The organism is Pseudomonas sp. PS01299 (assembly GCF_029960145.1).
GTDB lineage: Bacteria > Pseudomonadota > Gammaproteobacteria > Pseudomonadales > Pseudomonadaceae > Aquipseudomonas > Aquipseudomonas putida_A.
Map to the genome: position 1 here is coordinate 1 of NZ_JASCPO010000306.1, position 5778 is coordinate 5778.

Consider the following 5778-nt stretch of genomic DNA (forward strand, 5'->3'; position numbering starts at 1 on the left):
CGCGAAGGCATCGTGTCAGTCGACGAATAGTTGACTGACACACCGCCTTCGCGAGCAAGCCCGCTCCCACAGGGGTTACACGTTGCTCAGATAATCCCAGGCAAAAAAAAGCCCGATCTCGCTAAAGCGTTCAATCGGGCTACAGCACTCAGGAGCAACAAGTGCAAAGGGAGGTTCGATGCGCGTAGAGCCTTGAAGGGGTTGCGCCAGGTCACTTAAACAAGCGGCGATTATCTGGCGATTAACATATCAAGCGACCTGGGACAGTTTGGCGTTGGCCTGATTCAGGCCCTTCTCCTGGAAGTCGCCGCCCAGGTTCATGCCTTCGGCGTGAATGAAGGTCACGTCGTGGATGCCGATGAAACCCATGACCTGACGCAGGTACGGTTCCTGATGGTCGGCCGGGCCGCCGGCGTAGATGCCGCCGCGAGCGGTCAGCACGTAGGCACGTTTGCCGCTGAGCAGGCCTTGCGGGCCGGTTTCGGTGTACTTGAAGGTCACGCCGGCACGCAGCACGTGGTCGAGCCAGGCCTTGAGGGTGCTCGGGATCGCGAAGTTGTACATCGGAGCAGCCATCACCAGTACGTCGGCAGCGAGCAGCTCGTCGGTCAATTCGTTGGAGCGCTCCAGCGACGATTGTTCGCTGGCGTTGCGCTGCTCGGCAGGCTTCATCCAGCCGCCCAGCAGGTTGGCGTCCAGGTGTGGAACGGGATTCACGGCGAGGTCACGCACGGTGATCTGATCGTTGGGATGCGCCGCTTTCCACTGACCAATGAAGGTCTGGGTCAGTTGACGGGAAACCGAATCTTGCTGGCGGGCGCTGCTTTCGATGATCAGAACGCGGGACATGGTGTGTAGTCTCCATCCGAGAATGTTGTAGGTCGATGGAGTGAAGGTTAAACAGGGTCGTATCGATGAAAAAGCGCAAATAATTGCTGCAAAGCATCGAATAATTCGTTTAGATGCTGACACGTACCCTTGTAGGAGTGAGCCTGCTCGCGATAGCGGTGTGTCAGACACATTAGGGTTACTGACACACCGCTATCGCGAGCAGGCTCACTCCTACAAGGGATCGACCGTTATTTCGGGCTGCAGCTCAGGTCGATGCGCAGCCTGATGATCTCGCGGGAGAACTTGGCCGTGGCATTCGTATGCTTGCGGGCCGGGACTTCGATGTTGCGCGTACGCGGTGCTTCCGGACCATTGTTGAAAACGACTTTGCAGGTCGCGTCGACATCACCGTAGTTGGCGACCCGGATGGAGCCGATGTCTTTGTCGGTGTCGAAGGTCTCGTAGTCGATCTTCAAGCCATTGAGGTTCTTCTGCACATCGATCGGGTAAGCAAACGCAGTCAGCGGCAGCAACGCGAGCACCACACAACAGAATTTTTTCATTCGCCAGTCTCCATGAGGGACGGCCAGCTTAGGACAAGAGGAGCTATTGATGAAAGCGCCCCGCGTGACCCTTGATCAATGGCGAACATTGCAGGCCGTGGTCGACCACGGTGGTTTCGCCCAGGCCGCCGAGGTTTTGCACCGTTCGCAATCTTCGGTGAGTTACACCGTCGCCCGCATGCAGGACCAGCTCGGCGTGCCGTTGCTGCGCATTGACGGTCGTAAAGCGGTGCTCACCGAAGCCGGCGGTGTGCTGCTGCGCCGCTCGCGACAACTGGTGAAACAGGCCAGCCAACTGGAAGACCTCGCCCATCACATGGAGCAAGGCTGGGAGGCAGAGGTGCGGCTGGTGGTCGATGCGGCCTACCCGAGCGCCCGTATCGTCCGGGCGCTGACCGCGTTCATGCCGCAGAGTCGCGGCTGCCGCGTGCGTCTGCGCGAAGAAGTGCTGTCGGGGGTCGAGGAAGTCTTGCTCGAAGGCGTCGCCGATCTGGCGATCACCGGCCTGAGCATTCCCGGCTACCTCGGTGCGGAATTGAGCGACGTCGAGTTCGTCGCCGTCGCCCACCCGGATCACGCCCTGCATCGGCTCAACCGCGAGCTGAGCTTCCAGGACCTGGAAACCCAGATGCAGGTGGTGATCCGCGACTCCGGCCGCCAGCAACCACGCGACGTCGGCTGGCTCGGCGCCGAACAGCGCTGGACCGTCGGCAGCCTCGCCACGGCTGCCACGTTCGTCAGCAGCGGCCTGGGCTTTGCCTGGCTGCCACGGCACATGATCGAACGGGAATTGAAGGAAGGCACGCTCAAGCTGCTACCGTTGGATCAGGGTGGCAGCCGCAACCCGAGCTTCTATCTGTATTCGAACAAGGACAAACCGCTGGGCCCGGCCACACAAATCCTCATCGAACTGTTGCGTACCTTCGACACTTTGCCGCTTGACGCACCGTTCGCCGCCCCCGAGCAAGCCTGACACGGAGTTCACCGATGGCCTATTTCGAACATGAAGGTTGCAACCTGCACTACGAGGAATATGGCCACGGCACCCCGTTGCTACTGGTTCACGGACTGGGTTCGAGCACCCTGGACTGGGAAATGCAGATCCCGGCGCTGTCGGCGCACTACCGGGTGATCGTTCCGGATATACGTGGTCACGGTCGCTCGGACAAACCTCGCGAGCGCTACAGCATCGCCGGGTTCAGCGCCGATCTGCTGGCGTTGATCGAACACCTGAAACTCGGCCCGGTGCATTACGTCGGGCTGTCGATGGGCGGGATGATCGGCTTTCAGTTCGGCGTCGATCAGCCGCAAATGCTGAAAAGCCTGACCATCGTCAACAGCGCCCCCGAGGTCAAACTGCGCAGCCGCGACGATTACTGGCAGTGGTTCAAGCGCTGGAGCCTGATGCGCGTGCTCAGCCTCGCGACCATTGGCAAGGCATTAGGCGGCAAACTGTTCCCGAAACCCGAGCAGGCTGATCTGCGGCAGAAAATGGCCGAACGCTGGGCAAAAAACGACAAACGTGCTTATCTCGCCAGCTTCGATGCGATTGTTGGCTGGGGCGTCCAGGAACGACTTTCCCGGGTGACCTGTCCAACCCTCATCGTGACTGCCGACCGTGACTACACGCCGGTAGCACTGAAAGAAACCTATGTAAAACTGCTGCCCGATGCGCGGCTGGTGGTCATCGCCGACTCGCGCCACGCCACCCCGCTCGATCAACCCGAACACTTCAACCAAACGCTGCTGGAGTTTCTCGCCGCAGCCGACATTCAATCTCAGGATCACTGACCCATGCTGAAAAAACTCGCCCTCGCCGCCGGCACCGTGCTGTTTGCTGCCAACCTGATGGCTGCCACCCCGGCCAAAGCACCGCACGTGCTGCTGGACACTACCAACGGCCAGATCGAAATCGAACTGGACCCGGTCAAGGCGCCAATCAGTACCAAAAACTTTCTGGATTACGTCAACAGCGGTTTTTACACCAACACCATTTTCCACCGCGTGATCCCGGGCTTCATGGCTCAGGGCGGCGGTTTCACGCCACAGATGCAGCAGAAAGAAACCAAGGCGCCGATCAAGAACGAAGCCAGCAACGGTCTGCATAACGTTCGCGGCACTTTGTCGATGGCCCGTACCTCCAACCCTGATTCGGCCACCAGCCAGTTCTTCATCAACGTCGCCGACAACGCCTTCCTCGATCCGGGCCGTGATGCCGGTTACGCGGTATTCGCCAAAGTGGTCAAAGGCATGGACGTGGTCGACATCATCGTCAACTCGCAAACCACCACCAAACAGGGCATGCAAAACGTGCCTGTCGACCCTGTGATCATCAAGTCGGCCAAAGTCATCGACTAAGCTGTACAGGGCGTTTCGAGCGGCGCTGGCCTGAAGCCACGCCGCTCACACCGATAAAAGGAGAGCCCGGCATCCGGGCGGTTATCTGATGCTCTATCGCCGTTTCGAACAACTGATCGACATATTCCGCGACGCCCCCACGGCCTCCCCTCCGGATCGTGTCTGGCCCTTCTATACCTATTACCTCAAGCAGGTCTGGCCGAGTTTCGCCGCCCTGCTCGTCGTCGGCCTGTTTGCCGCGTTGATCGAAGTCGCGCTGTTCAGCTACCTGAGCCGCATCATCGACCTGGCCCAAGGCACGCCCAACCCGAATTTCTTCAGCGACCACGCCCTCGAACTGACGTGGATGGTGGTAGTCGCCCTGGTACTGCGGCCGATCTTTTTCGGCCTGCACGACCTGCTGGTGCATCAGACCCTCAGCCCCGGCATGACCAGCATGATCCGCTGGCAGAACCACAGTTACGTGCTCAAGCAGAGCCTGAATTTCTTCCAGAACGACTTCGCCGGGCGCATCGCCCAACGCATCATGCAGACCGGCAACTCGCTGCGCGATTCGGCGGTGCAAGCGGTGGATGCGCTGTGGCATGTGGTGATCTACGCGATCAGTTCGCTGGTGCTGTTCGCCGAAGCCGACTGGCGCCTGATGATCCCGCTGCTGACGTGGATCGCTGCCTACATCGGCGCGCTGTACTACTTCGTGCCGCGGGTGAAAGAGCGTTCGGTGGAAGCTTCCGACGCGCGCTCGAAACTGATGGGGCGGATCGTCGACGGCTACACCAACATCGCCACCCTGAAGCTGTTCGCCCACACCAATTTCGAACAGCACTACGCCAAGGAAGCCATCGAAGAACAGACGGTCAAGGCGCAGATGGCCGGCCGCGTGGTGACCAGCATGGACGTGGCGATCACCACCATGAACGGCCTGCTGATCGTCGGCACCACCGCGCTGGCGCTGTGGCTGTGGACGCAGTCGCTGATCACCGTCGGTGCTATCGCCCTGGCCACCGGTCTGGTGATTCGTATCGTCAATATGTCCGGCTGGATCATGTGGGTAGTCACCGGCATCTTCGAAAACATCGGCATGGTCCAGGACGGTCTGCAGACCATCTCGCAACCGGTCAGCGTCACTGATCGCGAGCAGGCCAAACCGCTGGCCGTGGCTCGTGGCGAAGTGCGTTTCGAGCACGTGGATTTTCACTACGGCAAGAAGAAAGGCATCATCGGCGACCTCAACCTGACCATTAAACCCGGCGAGAAAATCGGCCTGATCGGGCCATCCGGCGCCGGCAAATCGACCTTGGTCAACCTGCTGCTGCGCCTGTATGACGTAGAGGGCGGACGGATCCTGATCGATGGGCAGAACATCGCTGAAGTCGGCCAGGAAAGCCTGCGCGCACGCATCGGCATGATCACGCAGGACACCTCCCTGCTGCACCGCTCGATCCGCGACAACTTGCTGTATGGCAAGCCTGACGCCACCGACGCCGAACTCTGGGACGCGGTGCACAAGGCCCGCGCCGACGAGTTCATTCCGCTGCTGTCGGACGCTGAGGGCCGTACCGGTTTCGACGCGCACGTCGGCGAACGCGGGGTGAAACTGTCCGGCGGTCAGCGCCAGCGCATTGCGATTGCCCGGGTGCTGCTCAAGGACGCGCCGATCCTGATCATGGACGAAGCAACCTCGGCACTCGACTCGGAAGTCGAAGCGGCGATCCAGGAAAGCCTGGAAACCCTGATGCAAGGCAAAACCGTGATCGCCATTGCTCACCGTCTCTCGACCATCGCTCGCATGGATCGGCTGGTAGTGCTGGAAAACGGCAAGATCGCCGAGAGCGGTACCCACGCCGAACTGCTGGCGCATCGCGGATTGTATGCGCGGTTGTGGGCGCACCAGACCGGGGGATTTGTCGGGATCGATTGATCATTGAATCAATACAACTCCAATGTGGGAGGGGGCTTGCTCCCGAAAGCGGGGTGTCAGTACCGAACATTTGTGTGGCACACCGCCATAGGGCGCCAGCCCCCA

General features: G+C 60.2%; 6 protein-coding genes. 4 read left to right on the forward strand and 2 right to left on the reverse strand.

All coding sequences use genetic code 11. The features are described from left to right. Window positions 1-249: 249 nt before the first annotated feature. On the reverse strand, window positions 250-849 hold the full coding sequence (locus tag QMX91_RS28430) for an FMN-dependent NADH-azoreductase (RefSeq protein ID WP_096796629.1): 600 nt from the start codon (window positions 847-849) through the stop codon (window positions 250-252). A gap of 230 nt (window positions 850-1079) precedes the next feature. After that, complete coding sequence (locus QMX91_RS28435; RefSeq protein WP_098967723.1) at window positions 1080-1394, reverse strand: 3-phosphoglycerate kinase; 315 nt, start codon at window positions 1392-1394, stop codon at window positions 1080-1082. A 49-nt stretch (window positions 1395-1443) separates the two neighbouring features. Between QMX91_RS28435 and QMX91_RS28440 the strand changes: the two genes are divergently transcribed. The 4 genes from QMX91_RS28440 to QMX91_RS28455 all read left to right on the forward strand — a co-directional run bounded on the left by QMX91_RS28440 (window position 1444) and on the right by QMX91_RS28455 (window position 5673). Next, window positions 1444-2367: a LysR family transcriptional regulator gene (locus tag QMX91_RS28440; RefSeq protein WP_027614550.1), complete on the forward strand. Its 924-nt coding sequence runs from the start codon at window positions 1444-1446 to the stop codon at window positions 2365-2367. Window positions 2368-2381: 14 nt separating this feature from the next. Further along, window positions 2382-3185 carry an alpha/beta hydrolase gene (locus QMX91_RS28445; RefSeq protein ID WP_096796627.1) on the forward strand — a complete coding sequence of 268 codons (804 nt, stop codon included), beginning with the start codon at window positions 2382-2384 and terminating at the stop codon, window positions 3183-3185. A 3-nt stretch (window positions 3186-3188) separates the two neighbouring features. Continuing rightward, window positions 3189-3752: a peptidylprolyl isomerase gene (locus QMX91_RS28450; RefSeq protein WP_095138580.1), complete on the forward strand. Its 564-nt coding sequence runs from the start codon at window positions 3189-3191 to the stop codon at window positions 3750-3752. Between the two features lie 88 nt (window positions 3753-3840). Further along, complete coding sequence (locus QMX91_RS28455; RefSeq protein ID WP_223007649.1) at window positions 3841-5673, forward strand: ABC transporter ATP-binding protein; 1833 nt, start codon at window positions 3841-3843, stop codon at window positions 5671-5673. Window positions 5674-5778 lie beyond the last annotated feature (105 nt).

Bases quoted from the DNA above. Each gene is read 5' to 3' on its own strand.
- QMX91_RS28445 (WP_096796627.1), top strand. From the start codon at position 2,382: ATGGCCTATTTCGAACATGAAGGTTGCAACCTGCACTACGAGGAATAT.
- QMX91_RS28440 (WP_027614550.1), top strand. From the start codon at position 1,444: ATGAAAGCGCCCCGCGTGACCCTTGATCAATGGCGAACATTGCAGGCC.
- QMX91_RS28435 (WP_098967723.1), bottom strand. From the start codon at position 1,394: ATGAAAAAATTCTGTTGTGTGGTGCTCGCGTTGCTGCCGCTGACTGCG.
- QMX91_RS28455 (WP_223007649.1), top strand. From the start codon at position 3,841: ATGCTCTATCGCCGTTTCGAACAACTGATCGACATATTCCGCGACGCC.
- QMX91_RS28430 (WP_096796629.1), bottom strand. From the start codon at position 849: ATGTCCCGCGTTCTGATCATCGAAAGCAGCGCCCGCCAGCAAGATTCG.
- QMX91_RS28450 (WP_095138580.1), top strand. From the start codon at position 3,189: ATGCTGAAAAAACTCGCCCTCGCCGCCGGCACCGTGCTGTTTGCTGCC.